This window comes from Amycolatopsis dendrobii (genome assembly GCF_014145675.1).
Taxonomy (GTDB): Bacteria; Actinomycetota; Actinomycetes; order Mycobacteriales; family Pseudonocardiaceae; genus Amycolatopsis; species Amycolatopsis dendrobii.
In genome coordinates, this window is sequence record NZ_JACGZW010000019.1 from 54,601 (window position 1) to 71,185 (window position 16,585).

General features: G+C 69.3%; 16 protein-coding genes. 4 read left to right on the forward strand and 12 right to left on the reverse strand.

The window, feature by feature from the left end:
* Nucleotides 1-383: 383 nt before the first annotated feature.
* The gene (locus H4281_RS40080; protein WP_182896064.1) at nt 384-527 is read right to left on the reverse strand and encodes a hypothetical protein; all 144 of its coding nucleotides are present in this window, start codon (nt 525-527) and stop codon (nt 384-386) included.
* Between the two features lie 118 nt (nt 528-645).
* On the opposite strand from H4281_RS40080, the gene H4281_RS40085 reads away from it, so the two are divergent.
* Nucleotides 646-1,251 carry a TetR/AcrR family transcriptional regulator gene (locus H4281_RS40085; protein WP_182896065.1) on the forward strand — a complete coding sequence of 202 codons (606 nt, stop codon included), beginning with the start codon at nt 646-648 and terminating at the stop codon, nt 1,249-1,251.
* A 4-nt stretch (nt 1,252-1,255) separates the two neighbouring features.
* On the opposite strand, the gene H4281_RS40090 is transcribed toward H4281_RS40085, so the two are convergent.
* Complete coding sequence (locus H4281_RS40090) at nt 1,256-2,158, reverse strand: NADP-dependent oxidoreductase (RefSeq protein ID WP_182896066.1); 903 nt, start codon at nt 2,156-2,158, stop codon at nt 1,256-1,258.
* A gap of 90 nt (nt 2,159-2,248) precedes the next feature.
* On the opposite strand from H4281_RS40090, the gene H4281_RS40095 reads away from it, so the two are divergent.
* Complete coding sequence (locus H4281_RS40095; protein WP_182896067.1) at nt 2,249-2,827, forward strand: TetR/AcrR family transcriptional regulator; 579 nt, start codon at nt 2,249-2,251, stop codon at nt 2,825-2,827.
* Here H4281_RS40095 and H4281_RS40100 read toward each other — a convergent pair.
* Complete coding sequence (locus tag H4281_RS40100; RefSeq protein WP_182896068.1) at nt 2,774-3,778, reverse strand: helix-turn-helix transcriptional regulator; 1,005 nt, start codon at nt 3,776-3,778, stop codon at nt 2,774-2,776. The genes H4281_RS40095 and H4281_RS40100 overlap by 54 nt on opposite strands.
* 79 nt (nt 3,779-3,857) lie before the next feature.
* Between H4281_RS40100 and H4281_RS40105 the strand changes: the two genes are divergently transcribed.
* A complete protein-coding gene (locus H4281_RS40105) occupies nt 3,858-4,301 on the forward strand; it encodes a nucleoside deaminase (RefSeq protein ID WP_182896069.1) in 444 nt (147 codons plus the stop codon).
* Between the two features lies 1 nt (nt 4,302).
* Here the strand turns inward: H4281_RS40105 and H4281_RS40110 are convergent, their stop codons facing one another.
* Nucleotides 4,303-4,956 carry an NIPSNAP family protein gene (locus H4281_RS40110; RefSeq protein ID WP_182896070.1) on the reverse strand — a complete coding sequence of 218 codons (654 nt, stop codon included), beginning with the start codon at nt 4,954-4,956 and terminating at the stop codon, nt 4,303-4,305.
* A gap of 354 nt (nt 4,957-5,310) precedes the next feature.
* Here H4281_RS40110 and H4281_RS40115 point away from each other — a divergent pair, with 354 nt between their 5' ends.
* The gene (locus H4281_RS40115; protein ID WP_182896071.1) at nt 5,311-6,282 is read left to right on the forward strand and encodes a chitinase; all 972 of its coding nucleotides are present in this window, start codon (nt 5,311-5,313) and stop codon (nt 6,280-6,282) included.
* A gap of 482 nt (nt 6,283-6,764) precedes the next feature.
* Here H4281_RS40115 and H4281_RS40120 read toward each other — a convergent pair whose 3' ends face one another.
* From H4281_RS40120 to H4281_RS40155, 8 genes are all read right to left on the reverse strand, one after another.
* Nucleotides 6,765-7,034 carry a hypothetical protein gene (locus H4281_RS40120; protein ID WP_182896072.1) on the reverse strand — a complete coding sequence of 90 codons (270 nt, stop codon included), beginning with the start codon at nt 7,032-7,034 and terminating at the stop codon, nt 6,765-6,767.
* A gap of 102 nt (nt 7,035-7,136) precedes the next feature.
* Nucleotides 7,137-7,742 carry a TetR/AcrR family transcriptional regulator gene (locus tag H4281_RS40125; RefSeq protein WP_182896073.1) on the reverse strand — a complete coding sequence of 202 codons (606 nt, stop codon included), beginning with the start codon at nt 7,740-7,742 and terminating at the stop codon, nt 7,137-7,139.
* A gap of 118 nt (nt 7,743-7,860) precedes the next feature.
* Nucleotides 7,861-9,027: an acyl-CoA dehydrogenase family protein gene (locus H4281_RS40130; RefSeq protein ID WP_182896074.1), complete on the reverse strand. Its 1,167-nt coding sequence runs from the start codon at nt 9,025-9,027 to the stop codon at nt 7,861-7,863.
* Nucleotides 9,024-10,976 (reverse strand): acetyl/propionyl/methylcrotonyl-CoA carboxylase subunit alpha, encoded by a 1,953-nt coding sequence (locus H4281_RS40135; RefSeq protein WP_182896075.1) that lies wholly within the window; start codon nt 10,974-10,976, stop codon nt 9,024-9,026. Before H4281_RS40135 ends, H4281_RS40130 begins: the two co-directional genes overlap by 4 nt.
* 5 nt (nt 10,977-10,981) lie before the next feature.
* Nucleotides 10,982-12,583: an acyl-CoA carboxylase subunit beta gene (locus H4281_RS40140; RefSeq protein WP_182896076.1), complete on the reverse strand. Its 1,602-nt coding sequence runs from the start codon at nt 12,581-12,583 to the stop codon at nt 10,982-10,984.
* On the reverse strand, nt 12,580-13,773 hold the full coding sequence (locus tag H4281_RS40145; RefSeq protein ID WP_182896077.1) for an acyl-CoA dehydrogenase family protein: 1,194 nt from the start codon (nt 13,771-13,773) through the stop codon (nt 12,580-12,582). Before H4281_RS40145 ends, H4281_RS40140 begins: the two co-directional genes overlap by 4 nt.
* A complete protein-coding gene (locus tag H4281_RS40150) occupies nt 13,728-15,422 on the reverse strand; it encodes an acyclic terpene utilization AtuA family protein (RefSeq protein ID WP_182896078.1) in 1,695 nt (564 codons plus the stop codon). The genes H4281_RS40145 and H4281_RS40150 overlap by 46 nt, the downstream gene beginning before the upstream one ends.
* Nucleotides 15,419-16,210: a TIGR03084 family metal-binding protein gene (locus H4281_RS40155; RefSeq protein ID WP_182896079.1), complete on the reverse strand. Its 792-nt coding sequence runs from the start codon at nt 16,208-16,210 to the stop codon at nt 15,419-15,421. Before H4281_RS40155 ends, H4281_RS40150 begins: the two co-directional genes overlap by 4 nt.
* Between the last annotated feature and the right edge of the window lie 375 nt (nt 16,211-16,585).

Here is a 16,585-nt window from a genome sequence, read left to right on the forward strand (position 1 = left end):
GCACCGGTACCACCGCGTCGATCCGCTGCTCTCGGCAGTCACGCCTCGGTTCCGGCCTTCTGGCGGCTTGCGCGCCGCGCTTCGCGCGACCGCCGCCTGGCTCGAAGTTTTCCTGGTCGGGCCCTCGCGTCAGCTGGGCGGTGGTCCGGTGCCTGAGTCGCTGGTCACCACGCTCATCCCACTGGACGCCCTCGCATCGTCTCCGGGCGTGCCGACCCGCCGCCGATGACTTCGCAGTGCCGCGTCCTGGGCCTACTCCCTGTCCAGGGCCGAACCGCGCGCCCGTCCGAATCGTGCAGCCGGTCCCCGAAGAGCGCGTTCCGGGTCCGCAACCGGTTGCGGACCGTTTGCGGGTGCACGCCGCGGCTTCAGCACCGCATACATCAGGCCAATGCCATGGTCCAGCCTCGATCGACCTTGGTTCCGGCACCCCGGAGGCCGTCTTCGGCGACCGCACGGCGGGCGCTCACGCCCACCGAAACGTGCTGTTTCTCCCGGCCAGAGCCACCGGGCTCGGACACGCTCACCGGCAGGTCATCCTCGATTCAGAGACGCATCACCGGACTCCGCACTGAGCGAGCGCTTACACTCGACATACGACGGGCGGACTCACCGGCCGGCGCGGGACTAGAGGAGGATCGCCGGATGACCACGCTCTCGGCCGACCTGTGGCCCGACGTGCAGCCTGAGACCGCGCGCCGGCTGATGCTCGCCGGGGTGGAGTCGTTCGCCGAGCGCGGCTACCACGCCACCACCACGCGGGACATCGCCGGTGCGGCCGGGATGAGCCCGGCCGCGCTGTACGTGCACTTCCCGTCCAAAGCCGCGCTGCTGTTCGCGATCAGCCGCAACGGTCACGAGCAGACGCTCGCCCTCGTGGAGGACGTCATCGGGCGCGTCACCGGCCCGGTGGAGCGGATGCGGCTGCTCGTCGAGGATTTCGTCGCCTGGCACGCGCGGCGGCACACGGTCGCGCGGGTAGTGCAGTACGAGCTGAATGCGTTGCCGGAGAAGGAATATCTAGTGGTCGCGCAGCTTCGGCGGAAGATCGAGCAGCGGGTGCGCGAGGTGATCGCCGACGGGGTCGAGTCCGGCGCGTTCACCGTCGCCGACGTCGGGATCGCGGCGCGCGCGGTGCTGTCGCTGGGTGTCGACGTCGCGCGCTGGTACAGCGAACGGACCCGGCAGACGCCCGCCGAACTCGGCAAGGAGTACGGCGAACTCGTCCTCCGCATGCTCGGCGCGAAGTAGCGAGCTAAAGCGCCAGCACCAGCTTGCCCCGGGCCTGCCGCGACTGGCTCAGTTCGAGCGCGGCCCGCCAGTCGTCCAGCGGGAAAACCCGGGACACCGGAATCGAAAACCTTCCTTTCGCCGCCAGCGACGCGAACTCGCCGACGATGTCGTAGCGCGGCTGAACGCCCGAGCTGACAATGGTCTGGACCCCTGGCTGGTCCGAGCCGAGGTCGAGCGTCAGCACGTGTCCGGGTTCCTTGACCGTGCGCACGAGTTCGGCGACCTTGCCGCTGAACGGCGCCGCGTCCAGCACGCGATCGACCGGTCCCCCGGCCAGCGCCGTCACGCGTTCGGCGATTCCGTCCTGGTAGCCGGTGACTTCCGCGCCGGCCGAGCGGAGCGCCGCGGCGTGCGTCTCGCCCGCGGTGACGATCACGCGTGCCCCGCGCAGAAGCGCGATCTGTGCCGCGGCGAACCCGGTGGTGGTGCCCGCGCCGTGCACGAGCAGGGTGCCGGAGCCGAACGCGTCGAGCGCCGCGTAAGCCGTTCCGACCGCCATCGGCAAAGCTGCGGCGTGGACCGCGTCGAGCCCGTCCGGCCGCGGGAACCACGTGTCGAGCAGCGCTTGCTCAGACGCGCCGGCGGTCGGGCCGGTGAAAGGCGCGGTACCGAAAACCGGGTCGCCGATCTCGACGCCAGTCACGCCTTCGCCGAGCGCGTCGACCGTGCCGGACACCTCCAATCCGATGCCGCGCGGCAGGTCGCCGGCGAACAGGCCCTCGCACAACGCCCAGTCCGCCGGGTTCACGCCGCACGCCTGGACCGCGACGCGGATCTGGCCCGGCCCGGGTTCGGGGGCCGCGGCGTCCTCGACCCGCAGTACCTCGGCAGCGCGGCCGTGCTCATGGAAACGAAGGGTGCGCATCTGGGTTGTCTCCTCGCAAGTGACGACAGAAGCTGTCGTCACTGACGCTACCAGAGTGATGACAGCATCTGCTGTCGCTACACTGGCCGCATGGCGCGATGGGAGGGCAACACCCGGAACCGGCTCGAGCAGGCCGCGCTGGCGTTGTTCGAGGAACAGGGCTACGACCGCACGACCGTCGCGCAGATCGCCCAGCGCGCGAATCTCACCGAGCGGTCGTTCTACCGCTGGTTCGCGGACAAGCGGGAAGTCCTGTTCGGCGGCAGCCAGGAACTGGAAACCGAATTCGTCACCGCGATCGGCGCCGTCCCGCCCGGCACACCCGCGCTGCCAACGCTATTGGCCGCCTTCGCCACCGCGCCGCGGGTATTCCGTCCGCGCGAATTCCTGCTGCGCCGAGCGACGGTGATCGCGGCCAATCCCCCGCTGCGCGAACGGGAATTGATCAAGCTCGTCACCATTTCGGAAGCTCTCGCCACCGCGTTGCGGGAGCGAGGCATCGACCCCGAAACAGCCAGGTTGGCCACTGACCTCGGGCTGTCCGTCCTGCGGCTGGCCACTGAACGCTGGATGGCCGAGGAACACCGTGACGGCAAGGGTTTCCCCGAGGCGCTGTCAGCTGCCGCCGCGGATCTGCTCGTCGTCGCCACCAGCGGAATTCCGTCCTGACGTCGCTCGCGCGAATCGTCGCGCGATGCGCGCCAGGCGGTCCGTCAATTCCGGCGGCGCGTCCTCCACCACGAAGTCGAATTCCCACTGCGCGAGATAAAACGGAATGTAGTCGAAGGTTTTCGCACCGGTCCGCATCCGGCAGGTTTCGTTGTCAATCGGCTCGATCACCGCTGTTGTCGGGGAAACCCGCGCCGCCAGTATTTCCGCCGGAGCCGACACCCGCAGCGTCACGATGTGCGGATACGGCGCGGTCGCGATCCGGCTCGACACATAGGCAGCGAGGTCTTCGGCCGGTGGTTCCCTTGGCGTGAAACGGAAACTGGGCACCGGGAGACCGTCGATGCGGTCCAGCCGGAAGGTGCGCCAGTCGTCGCGGCCGAGGTCCCACGCGACGAGATACCAGCGCCAGCCGGTGTGCACGAGCCGCAGCGGTTCCACGTCGCGTTCGGCCACCGCGCCCGCGTGCGTGCCGTAGGTGAACCGCAGCCGCTCGTGGTCCCGGCACGCGGCCGCCACCACGGTGAGCAGCTCCGCGTCGATCGTCGGCGCGCCGCCCGGGATCCGGACCATCGCCGAATCCATCGCCCGCACCCGGTGCCGCAGCCGCGCGGGCAGCACCTGTTCGAGCTTCGCCAGCGCCCGCACGGACGTCTCCTCGATGCCCGACACGGTCCCGTTCGCCGCCGTGCGCAGGCCGACCGCCACCGCGACCGCCTCGTCGTCGTCCAGCAGCAGCGGCGGCAGCGCGGCGCCGGAACCCAGCCGGTACCCGCCCGCGACCCCCGGTGTCGCGTGCACCGGGTAGCCGAGCTGCCGCAGCCGTTCGACGTCGCGGCGGATCGTCCGGATGTCCACCCCCAGCCGGCCCGCGAGGTCCGGACCAGGCCAGTCGCGGCGCGCCTGCAGCAGCGAGAGCAGGCGCAACAGGCGTTCGGAGGTTCCGTACATGCCGAGCACTCTGCCACGCTTCGCGGACAGCTCCGGTCCTCGATCGCCGGGACCTCGCCGCGCCGTGCGAAAGTGACGCATGCTCGACGACCTGCTCGCTGTCGCCCGCGAAGAGGCGGAAGCCGGAAAAGCCGAGGGCGGCGTGCCGATCGGCGCGGCCCTGTTCGACCGCGACGGGAAGCTGCTCGGCCGCGGCCACAACCGCCGCGTCCAGGACGGCGACCCGTCCCTGCACGCCGAAACCGCCGCGTTCCGCGCCGCGGGCCGCCGGCCGCACTACCGCGACACGATCATGGTCACCACGCTGTCGCCGTGCTGGTACTGCAGCGGGCTGGTCCGGCAATTCGGCATCCCGCACGTGGTGATCGGCGAATCGCGCACCTTCACCGGCGGCCACGACTGGCTCGCCGCCCACGGCGTCCGCATCGACCTCCTCGACGACCCAGCCTGCGTCGCGCTGATGACGGACTTCATCGAACGGGAACCGGCGCTCTGGTTCGAGGACATCGGCGAACCGACGTGACTCACGCCAGCGGCGAAAACTCCGTCGGCACCGCGATGATCGAGTCCGCGTCGAGAATCTCCTCCGGCGCGCCCGGCGGCGGCCACATCCCCTTCGCGTAGAGATCGCGGCGGATCGCGAGCCGTTCGTCGAGGCTCGAGAACGGCCAGATCTGGATGATCCGGTCCGGGCCGTCGAGCGCGTACATCACCACGGTCAGCGGGTCGACCAGATGCCGCGCGGGCAACGCTTCGCGCCAGCCGTCGATCGTCGCGGTCAGGCCGCCCGGCCGGAGGTGGTAGTCGCGGATTTCGTAGACCGAGCCGTACTTGCCCGGCCGGACCGGCGGCACGAACGGGAACGGCGCGTAGCTCCGCAGCGACAGGTCGGTCAGGTGCTCGCCGCCGAACGGTGCGCGGCTGTGCCGGGCGCGCAACCGTTCCTCGTCCAGCGCTTGCTGATTCTCGAATCCGCGCAGCACGACCAGCCTGCCGAGCGGGCCGTTCTCCGTCTGCCAGCAGCCGAGCAGTTCGCCGTGCCCCTCGACCCACGGCAGCACGCCCTCGGCGGCTTTCGGCCCGTCGAGCAGCTGGAACGACAGAATCGCCAGCTCGTACCGGACGGCCTGCTGTTCCGGGGCGACGTCGGCGCCACTGATCCGGACCGGTTCGGTCATGACGCTCCCGTTCGTCCGAAATTCGCGCTGGTATCGCTCCCTTCCCATCGTGACACGGCATTCCGCCCGTGCAGTCCGGGCAGTTCCGTCCGCACCCGGTTTGCCCTCGCGTCCACGCACCGCTTCCCGATAGTCCCGCTCACCGGCGCCCCGGAACCTCCCGGCGACCTCGGCCACCTCGGTGAGGTTTTTTCCCACCCCCGCTCCCGTCTTGACACTTCTCAATGGTCTAGTCCATTGTGACTGCGCACACACTCCCCCGAGTGCCTGCGGGGCGCCGCCGCCACGTCCGGCTTCGCCAGGTGCTCCGATGACGCGTGCCGCCGGGTGCGCGTTTCCCCCGTTGGAGGACCCATGAAATCCTTGCGCCGCACCAGTTCCCGCCGGAAACTCGCCGGCCGGATCGGCGTACTGGCGCTCGCCGCGGGCGCCGCTTTGTCCACCGCGACCGGCACCGCATCAGCCGCGGGCGACCCGGTCCTCGCGGCCCCGTACCTGTACCAGTGGGGCGGCCAGAGCGACCCGTCAGCCGCGATGGACGCGACCGGCGTCAGCGCGTTCACCCTCGCGTTCATGCTTTCCGGCGGCGGCTGCGCCCCCGCCTGGGACGGCAACCGCCCGCTCGACGGGACCGACGCCGCGATGATCCAGAAGATCCGCGCCGCGGGCGGCGACGTGATCCCGTCGTTCGGCGGCTGGCAGGGCAACAAACTGGGCCCGAACTGCGGGTCGCCGGAGGAACTGGCCGGCGCGTACCAGCAGGTGATCGACGCCTACGACCTCAAGGCGATCGACCTCGACATCGAGAACACCGACGAGTTCGAGAACGCGGCCGTGCAGGACCGGATCCTCGGCGCGATCAAGATCGTCAAGGAGAAGAACCCTGGTGTGCGCGTTGTGATCACCATGGGCACCACGCCGCAGGGCCCGAACGACTGGGGCAAGCGCCTGGTCACGCAGGCGAAGGCGCTCGGCGCGGACGTCGACGTGTGGTCGCTGATGCCCTTCGACTTCTCCGACGGCGGCGACATGGTCGCGATGACGAAATCCGCGGTGGACGGCCTGGTCGGAGAACTGAAGTCGACGTTCGGCTGGGACGACGCGACCGCCTACCACCGCGCTGGTCTCTCGTCGATGAACGGCAAGACCGACCGGGCGGGCGAGGTCGTGTCGGTCGCGGACTTCACCGCGATCCGCGACTGGGCCGCGGAGCACCACCTGGGGCGCGTGACGTTCTGGGCGACCAACCGGGACTGCGGCGGGTGCAGCGGGATCGACCAGGAGAACTACGCGTTCACGAAGGTCGTGGCCGGGTACAACGGCTGACCTGCGCGACGCTGAGAGCGATCAGACCGCGCTGCGCTGAACTGGCGGCGGCTCAGCCGGCCGGATCGGGCTGAGGTTCGGCCCGATCCGGATCTAGCCGAGCGGCGACTTGGCTGAGCCGTGCCAGGCAGCGGCGACTCGCCAGCCTGGCCCAAGCTGGGCGACGGGTTCGGCCGATTCGGGCCGAACCAGGCAACTGTTCGCCGTCTGGATCGAACTGACGGCTCGGCTGAGCCAAGCATTACAGGCAGCGGTGCAGAGCCGACCCGAGCCAAGGAAACGGCAGTTCGAGCAGCGTCTAGCGAGGCAGCTCGTCGGGGCGGCCAAGCCGCGCCCCGGTGGACCGAACCACCGCCTCGCGCACGCCCGCATCGAGGCCGTCCGGCCTGGCGGAGCGCGGCGACGGGGACCTTCCCGCCCGGGAGGTCCCCGTTCTGCCGTCCGTCACGCTATGCGTACGGGTACGGCCGAACGAGTGAAGATCAGGCCGCGGCGGTAACCGAGAGCGCGGCCGCCCCGGCCTCGGTCAGCTCGGCGGGGACCCGGCCCGCGGCGGTGACTCCCGTGCCCGGACGGACGTAGCCGCCCTTGGCGAGCGCGTGTGCGGTCATCTGGTCGCAGCAAGCGAAACCGTCGACGAACAGGTCGGGCTCGCAGCTGGTGGACATCTCCGCGCGCTGTTGCGCGACCGCCTTGAGCATGGCCATCGCGCGATGGGTCAGCTCGACGGTCACCCCTTCTGAACCGGACACCGGGATCGCCTTCTTCCTCGTGGGCTACTTACTCAACGTTATCGCCCATTGGGCCGAATGTGTTAACAACCACACTGTAGCAATGCGGGAATGTGACGAGGACTAGACCTGTTCGGTTCCCGCGAGGCGAGACTCGAGCGTCCGAGCCCACTCGCGCACGATCTGCTCGCGGCGGCGGGTGTCGTCGGTGAGGAGGTTGGCGAGGCCGAGCCCGCGCCCGAGGTCGAGAGTGGCCTGGACCAGTTCGCGCACGCCCGGCTGAGCCTCGTCGACCCCGAGCAGTTCGACCGCGACCCGGTGCGCCTCCCGCCCGACGCGCGCCTCCAGCGGCACGAGCACGTCGCGCAACTGGTCGTCGGTCGACGCGACGGCCCACAGCTGCAACGCGGCGCGGAACATCGGCCCGGTGTAGAGGGTCAGCAACATCTCGACGACCCACTCGATCCGCGACGACCCTCCCGGCGAACCGGCCGCGCGCGTGCGCAGTTCGTCTAACTGAGCCTCGCCGAGCAGTTCGACCGCCGCGGCGACCAGCGCTTCCCGGGTCGGGAAGTGATGCTGCGCGGCGCCTCGGGAGACCCCGGCCCGCTCGGCGATGACCGCGACGGTGACTCCGTGCCAGCCCCGCTCGCCAATGCAGTCCATCGCGGCTTCGATCAGCCGCCGCCGGGTGGTGCGGCTGCGTTCTTGTTGCGGTTCGCGGAGCATCAGGCCGCACCTGCCCCGCTCCCGCACAAGTCCGTGAGGGGAACCCTCAGGGACTCCGATTCCCTCACGGACCGCGGCCAAGGCCCGCGCCGGACGCACCTCATGACTTCACCACTGCTCAGTACGACTTCGGCAGCCCGAGGCTGTGCTGCCCCACGAAATTCAGCACCATCTCGCGGCTCACCGGTGCGATCCGGCCCAAACGCACCGCCGTCACCAGGCTGCCCAGGCCGTATTCGGTCGCCAGGCCGTTTCCGCCGTGGGTTTGCACTGCCTGGTCCACCGCCCGGATCGCGACCTCCGCCGCCGCGTATTTCGCCATGTTCGCGGACTCGCCCGAGGCGAAATCGTCGCCGGCGTCGTACAGCGAGGCTGCCTTCTGCGTCATCAGTTTCGCCAGCTCTAGTTCGATTTTCACCTGTGCGAGCGGATGCGCGAGACCCTGGTGCGACCCGATCGGCGCGCCCCACACCTGGCGTTCGTTGGCGTAGCCGACTGCCTTGTCCAAGGCGTACCTCGCGGTGCCCAGCGAGAACGCCGCGCCCATGATCCGCTCCGGGTTCAGGCCCGCGAACAATTGCGCGATCGCCGCGTCCTCCTCGCCCACCAAGGCTTCCGCGGGCAGCCGCACATCGTCCAGGAACAGCGAGAACTGGTTTTCCGGCGCGACGATGTCCATGTCGATCTTGGTGAACTCGAACCCGGGCGTGTCCGTCGGCACCACGAACAGGGCGGGCTTCAGACGCCCGGTCTTCGCGTCCTCGGTGCGGCCGACGACGAGCACCGCGTCCGCCTCGTCGACCCCCGAGATGTACACCTTGCGACCGGACAGCACCCAGTCGCCGCCGTCCCGGCGGGCGGTCGTCGTGATCTTGTGCGAATTGGATCCGGCGTCCGGTTCGGTGATCGCGAAGACGATCTTCTTGCTGCCGTCCGCCATTCCGGGCAGCCACTGCTTTTTCTGGTCCGGCGTGCCGAACCGCGACAGCACCGTCCCGACGATCGCCGGCGACACCACCATCAGCAGCAACGGCGAACCCGCGGCCGCGAATTCCTCCAGCACCGCGGCGAGATCCGCGATCCCGGCTCCCCCGCCGCCGTATTCCTCCGGCAGGTTCACGCCCAGGTAGCCGAGCCGTCCGGCTTCGTTCCACAGCTCGTCGGTCTTCTCGCCCGCGCGGGCTTTCTTCGCGTAGTACTCGTGCCCGTACTTGCCCGCCAGGTCGGCCGCGGCCTTCCGCAGCGCCACCCGCTCTTCGGGCTCGACGAAGTTCATCGCGTTCATTCGGTCTCTCCCACCACAGCCAGCACCGCGCCTACCTCGACCTGTTGCCCGACCTCGACCGGCAGTTCGGCGACCACGCCGTCCGCCGGGGCCGAGATCCGGTGTTCCATCTTCATCGCTTCCAGCCACAGCAACGGATCGCCTGCCCGCACACTGTCCCCTGCGGACACTGCGAGCCGCACGACCGTGCCCGGCATCGGTGCGAGCAGCGAGCCCGCAGCCAGTGCCGAATCGGGATCGGCGAACCGCGGTTCGGCGGTCAACGCTACCGGACCCAGTGGCGAATCCACATAGGACACCGCGCCGTGCCGGGCGACCGCGAAGGTCCGGCGGACACCGGCGATGTCGAGGACGACCTGGTTCGGCGTGGCGGCGACCAGGGCGACGTCGTCGTAGCCTTCGGCACGCAGACCGTCGCGGGTCAGCGAGTAGCCGACCTCGTAACGGTTGTCTCCCTTGGCGAACACCTTGCGCTGACCGGCGGAGCGGACGTTGCGCCAGCCGCTGGGCAGCCGTCCCAGAGTCGTCGCATTAGCTCGGTTTCCGGCGGCATCGGCCAGCGCGGCAGCCAGCGCGGACCAGCGTTCGGTGTCCACAGTGGCCAGTGGTGCGGCCAAAGTGTCCAGTCCGTGCCGGTCGAAGAACGCGGTATCGGTTTCTCCGGCCAGGAAAGCCTCGTGACGCAGGATCCGGACCAGCAGGTCCCGGTTGGTCACCACACCGTGGATCTTCGCACCAGCCAACGCACCGGCGAGTCGACGCGCGGCCTCCGCCCGTGTAGGCGCCCAGGTGATGACCTTCGCCAGCATCGGGTCGTAGTGGACGCCGATCACCGAACCGGCTTCCACGCCGGAATCCAGGCGCAGTCCGGAACCGTGGATGAACTCGCGGTCCACTCCGGACAGTTCGAAAGTGTGCAGCGTTCCGCTCTGCGGCTGCCATCCAGCTGAGGGGTCTTCGGCGTACAGGCGGACTTCGATCGAATGTCCGTTGGCAGCAGGCGGTTCGGCAGGCAACCGATCCCCCTCGGCCACCGAGAGCTGCAACGCCACCAGATCCAGTCCGGTGACGTTCTCGGTCACCGGATGCTCGACCTGCAGCCGCGTGTTCATCTCCAGGAAGTAGAACCGGCCATCCGGACCGGCCAGGAATTCGACCGTTCCCGCGCCGACGTAGTCGATCGCCTGCGCGGCCTTGCGTGCCGCGTCGAACAACTCCGCCCGCATGGCATCGTCCACGAAGGGCGATGGCGCTTCCTCGACCACCTTCTGGTGCCGACGCTGGATGGAGCACTCCCGCTCCCCTACCGCCCAGACAGTGCCGTGCGAGTCGGCGAGCACCTGGACCTCGATGTGCCGTCCGGTTTCGAGGTACCGCTCGCAGAACACCGTCGGGTCGCCGAACGCGGACCCAGCTTCCGCGCGAGCGCTTTCCACGGCTTCGGCCAGCTCGTCCAGCGAGCGGACCACTCGCATGCCGCGGCCGCCGCCTCCGGCGGAAGCCTTGACCAGCAACGGAAGATCGGAGTCGGTCACCGACGCGGGGTCCAATTCGGACAGCACCGGGACTCCGGCGGCGGCCATCAGCCGTTTCGACTCCACTTTGGAGCCCATGGTCTCGATCGCCGCGGGCGGCGGGCCGATCCAGGTCAGTCCGGCGTCGAGCACCGCGCGGGCGAAGCCGGCGTTTTCGGAAAGGAAGCCGTACCCGGGGTGGATCGCGTCGGCACCGGCGTCCGCCGCGGCTTTGACGATCAGTTCGCCGCGCAGATACGTCTCGCCCGGTGCGTTGCCCGGCAACCGGACGGCGAGGTCGGCTTCCCGCGCGTGCGGCGCGTCGGCGTCCGCGTCGGAGAACACCGCGACGGTGCCGATTCCGGCGTCCCGGCAGCTGCGGAACACCCGGCGGGCGATTTCGCCCCGGTTGGCGACCAGCAGATTCTGGATCATGGCCCTCACATCCGGAAGACGCCGAAGCCGCCTTCGACGCCGTTGACTGGTCCGTTGTGGATCGCCGACAAGCTCAGCCCGAGCACCGTGCGGGTGTCGCGCGGGTCGATGATGCCGTCGTCGTAAAGCATGCCGGAAAGGAACATCGGCATCGATTCCGCCTCGATCTGGTTTTCCACCATGGCGCGCATCGCGGCGTCGTTTTCCTCGCTGTACTCCTGGCCCCGGCTCGCCGCCGCGGCACGGGCCACAATGGACAGCACGCCGGCCAGCTGCGCCGGCCCCATCACCGCGGATTTCGCGCTCGGCCACGCGAACAGGAACCGAGGATCGTAGGCCCGGCCGCACATCCCGTAATGCCCGGCTCCGTAGGACGCTCCCATGAGGACGGACAGGTGCGGCACCTTCGAGTTCGACACCGCGTTGATCATCAGCGCGCCGTGCTTGATGATGCCGCTCTGCTCGTATTCCTTGCCGACCATGTAGCCGGTCGTGTTGTGCAGGAACACCAGCGGCGTGTCGATCTGGTTGGCCAGCTGGATGAACTGCGCGGCCTTCTGCGATTCCTCGCCGAACAGCACGCCCTGCGCGTTGGCCAGGATCCCCACCGGATACCCGTGGATGTTCGCCCAGCCGGTGACCAGGCTCGGCCCGTACAGCGGCTTGAACTCGTCGAAGTCCGAACCGTCCACGACGCGCGCGATCACCTCGCGCGGGTCGAACGGGATCTTCAGGTCGGTCGGCACGATGCCGAGCAGGTCTTCGGCGTCGAACAGCGGTTCGGCGTAGTCCGGCTTGGGGGCCGGCCCCTGTTTGGTCCAGTTGAGCCGCTTGATGATGCCGCGGCCGAGCCGGATCGCATCCTCCTCGTCGACCGCGAGGTAATCGGCCAGCCCGGAGGTCCGCGCGTGCATTTCCGCGCCGCCAAGGGATTCGTCGTCGGATTCCTCGCCGGTCGCCATCTTGACCAGCGGCGGTCCGCCGAGGAACACCTTCGCGCGTTCCTTCACCATCACGACGTAGTCGGACATGCCGGGCAGATACGCGCCGCCCGCCGTGGAGTTGCCGAACACCAGCGCGACAGTCGGCACCTTCGCCGCCGAAGACCGGGTGATGTCCCGGAAGATCCGGCCGCCGGGAATGAAGATTTCCTTCTGAGTCGGAAGATCCGCGCCGCCGGACTCGACCAGGTTGATCACCGGCAGCCGGTTCTGCGCCGCGATGTCCGCCGCCCGGAACGACTTCTTCGTCGTCCACGGGTTGCTCGCGCCGCCCTTGACCGTCGGGTCGCTGGCCGAGATCAGGCATTCGACCCCTTCCACGACGCCGATCCCGGTGATCACGCTCGCGCCGACCCGGTAGTCCGAACCCCACGCGGCCAGCGGCGACAGCTCCAGGAACGGCGAATCCTCGTCCAGCAGCAATTCGATCCGCTCGCGCGCCAGCAGTTTCCCGCGCTTGCGATGGCGTTCGACGTACTTTTCCCCGCCGCCGGCGACCGCCTTGGCCTGTTCGGCGTCGATCTCCGCGAGCTTCTCCAGCATCGCCTCGCGGTTCGCGGCGAACTCGTCGGCGCGTGTGTCCACTGTGGACCTGATAGTGGTCATGCGGTGTATCCCAATCGCTTCGCGGCCAGTCCGGTGAGGATTTCGGTGGTGCCGCCGCCGATGCCGAGAATACGGACGTCGCGGTAGTGCCGTTCCACTTCGGACTCGCGCATGTAGCCGAGCCCGCCGTGCAGCTGCACCGCCTCGTTCACGACCCATTCGGCGGCCTGCACCGCGGTGTTCTTCGCGAAGCACGCCTCGGCGATCACTTCTTCGCCGGACACGTGCCGGAGCGCGACCTGCCGGGCGTACGTCCGCGCGACGTCGACCTTGCAGGCCATCTCGGTGAGCTTGTGCTGCACCAGCTGCCGCGAGATCAGCGGACGGCCGAACGTCTCGCGCATCCGGCACCAGTCCAGCGTCAAATCCAGTGCCCGCTGCGCGTGCGCATACGCCTGCACCGCAAGCGAAAGCCGTTCGGTGACGAACTGCGTGGCCACTTGGGCGAACCCGCTGTTTTCCGCGCCGACCAAGTTCTCCGCCGGAACCCGGACGTCTGCATAAGACAGTTCCGCGGTGTCCGAAGCCGCCCAGCCCATCTTCTCCAGCTTGCGCGACACCGTGAACCCAGGAGTCCCGCGCTCCACCACGATCAACGAAAGGCCGTGCGCACCCGCTTCGCCGGTTCGGACCACTGTGGTCACGAAGTCCGCGCGACACCCGGAGGTGATGAACGTCTTGGCCCCGTTGATCACGTACTCGTCGCCCTCGCGCACCGCCGTGGTGCGGATCCCGGCGACATCGGAGCCGCCGTCCGGTTCCGTGACGGCCAGCGAACCGATCTTCTCGCCTTCGAGCGTCGGCCGCACCCAGCGTTCGATCTGCACCGGGTCGCCGGCCTCGACAATGTGCGGCACCGCGATCCCGCAGGTGAACAGCGACGCGAACAGCCCGCCGGACCCGCCCGCATAGTGCATTTCCTCGGCGACCACGAGCGCGTCGAGGTAATTGCCGTCGCCGCCGCCCGCGGATTCGGGGAACGCGACCCCGAGCAGGCCCAGCTGCCCCGCCTTGCGATGCAGGTCGCGCGGCAGTTCCCCGGCCCGCTCCCAATCGTCCAGGTGCGGCAGCACGTCCTTCTCCACGAACCGGCGCACCGTCGCGCGCAGTTCGGTGCGTTCCGGCGTGCGGAACGGATCCACGGTCACAGCAGCGCCTCCGGGACGTCGAGTTCGCGCGCCCGCAGCCATTCGCCGAGCGCCTTCGCCTGGGGATCGAACCTGGCCTGCGAAGCGACGCCGTCGCCGAGAATGCCCTCGACCACGAAGTTCATCGCCCACAGGTTCGGCAGCAGATGCCGGGTGACCGGCAGTCCTTCGGTTTCCGGCAGCAGACGGCGGAATTCCCCGACCGTCAGCCGGTGCACGAGCCAGCGCCACGCTTCCTCGGAGCGCACCCATACGCCGAGGTTCGCGTTGCCGCCCTTGTCGCCGCTGCGCGCCCCGGCGACGAGCCCGAGCGGAACCCGGCGCACCTTGTCCGCCCGCAACGGTTCCGGCAGCGCCGGTTCGTCCGCTTCAGACAGAGCAACCGTCTCGGAAGCGGGCGCGATGTCCACGTTGGACCCGTCCGGCAGCACCGCGACGTGCGGAACCGCGGCAGCGTCGACAAAGGCCGCCGAATAGACTCCGAACGGCGCAGCGTCCGAAGGCGGTGCGGTGACGTGGAATCCCGGGTAGCTCGCGAGCGCCAGCTCGATCGCCGCTCCGCTGAACGCGCGTCCGGCGATCTTCGGATCGTTGTCCTTCACCGCGACGTGCAGCAGCGCGCTGGCGCGTTCCTCGGTGTCGGCGTCCGCGTGATCAGTGCGGGCAAGGGTCCACCGGACCTCCGCGGGCGGACGCTTCGCCAGCGCACCCTCCAGCTGTTCCTTTACCAGCGCGGCTTTCTCTTCGATGTCCAGTCCAGTAAGGACGAACGTCGTCTCGTTCCGGAAGCCGCCGAGCCGGTTGAGGCACACCTTCAACGTCGGCGGCGGCGCTTCCCCGCGAACCCCGCTGATCCGCACCCGGTCCGGCCCGTCGTCCGACAATGACAGCGTGTCGAATCGCGCCGTCACATCGGGATTCGCATACCGCGCACCGGTAATCTCGTACAACAGCTGCGCCGTAACGGTCCCGGTATTGACCACGCCACCGGTGTCCGGATGCTTCGTGATCACACTCGACCCGTCCGCGTGGATCTCCGCGAGCGGGAATCCCGGCACTCCGATTGGCTGTTCCCGGAAGAACGAGTAGTTCCCGCCAGTCGCCTGCGCACCGCACTCGATGACGTGGCCCGCCGCGACCGCCCCGGCGAGCGCGTCGTAGTCGTCGCGAGCCCAGCCGAAATGCGCCGCCGCCGGTCCGACGATCACCGACGCGTCCGTGACCCGCCCGGTCACCACCACCTCCGCACCGGCCTTGAGGCATTCCGCGATGCCCCAAGCGCCGAGATAAGCGTTGGCAGTCAACGGTTTCTCGAAGCCGAACTCTTCCGCACGCGCGATCAGGTCGTCGCCTTCGACATGCGCGACGCTCACGTCGAGACCGAGCTTCGCGGCCAGTTCGCGCAACGCATCCGCCAGCCCGGCCGGATTGAGCCCGCCCGCGTTCGCGACGATCCGGACGCCCTTTTCCTTGGCCAGCCCGAGGTTCTCCTCCATCTGCCGGAGAAACGTCTTGGCGTAGCCGCGCGCCGGGTCCTTCATCCGGTCTCGGCCGAGGATGAGCATGGTCAACTCGGCGAGATAGTCGCCGGTCAAGACGTCGAGCGGGCCGCCGGTCAGCATTTCCCGCACGGCGGAGAACCGGTCGCCGTAGAACCCGGACGCGTTCCCGACGCGCAACGGCGCGCTCACGCGAACTGCCCCGGCTCGCGCCCCGCCCCGGGCGGCCCGGCGAACGCCTGCGCGATGCCCAGCCATTCCTCGACATCCGCACCGGTCGCGACGAGATCAGTGTCCGCCGGATGCCGCCGCTGCGTCGCGACCAGGCAAAAGTCGAGCGCACTGCCGGTCAGCCGCTGCTCCGCGTCCTCCGGCCCGAACGCCCAGGTGCTGCCGTCCGGCGCGGTCAACTCGACCCGGAACTCCTCGGTCGGCGGCGCGAGAGAGTGGAGTTTGTACGCGAAATCGCGCGTACGCGTGCCGAACCGGGCGATGTGCCACAGCCGTTCGGCAGGTTCGCGAGTGACGCCGAGCGCGTCGGCGATGTCCTGTCCGTGCGCCCAGGTCTCCATCATCCGCGCGGTCGCCATGGACGCCGCGCTCATCGGCGGCCCGTACCAGGGAAGCTTCTGCCCCTCCGGCACCTTGGCAAGCGCCTCGGCGAGCGCGGCCCGTCCCGCGCGCCACTGCGCCAGCAACTCGTCCGGCGGCAGCTGAGCCCCGTCCTCGGCACCCTGGTCGACGTAGTTTTCGCCGATGCTCAACAGGTTTTCGACCTCGGACTGCCAGTCCTCCGGCCTGCTCGCGGAGATCAGCGATTTGCCGTCGGTCCACGCCAGATGCGCCACCTGGTGCGCGATGCTCCAGCCAGGCGCGGGCGTCGGCCGCGCCCACCCCTCGGCGGGCAACCCGGCAACCAGGTCGTCGACCGCCTGCGATTCGGCCGCGAGATCCCGGAGGATCCCCGCGAGATCAGCCATTCCTGCGCCTCCCTGCGTCCGCCGCACCACCTCGTGCGGACCCAGCGTGACCCCTGGCGACAGAAAAATCAAGCGCGCCTGATTGTTTTTGCCCACCCGCACCAAGCCCGCGAGGGACCCCTGCCCAGACGTGGATTCCCTCAAGGAGCCCTTCCCGGACCACCGCCCGCCGACCGGATGCGCCCCAATGCCACATTGGGTGCGTCCCACGCACCGAACGCCACATTGGGTGCGTCTGACGCACCCAATGCCACATTGGGGCGCTAGCCCCCGCCCACCTACGACACCGCAGCCGACGCACCCACCCAGCGAGGCACCCAGCCCCTCCCGCACCCCGATACGAAGCCGCCCTGCGGTTCGGGGGTGCTTGTCAAG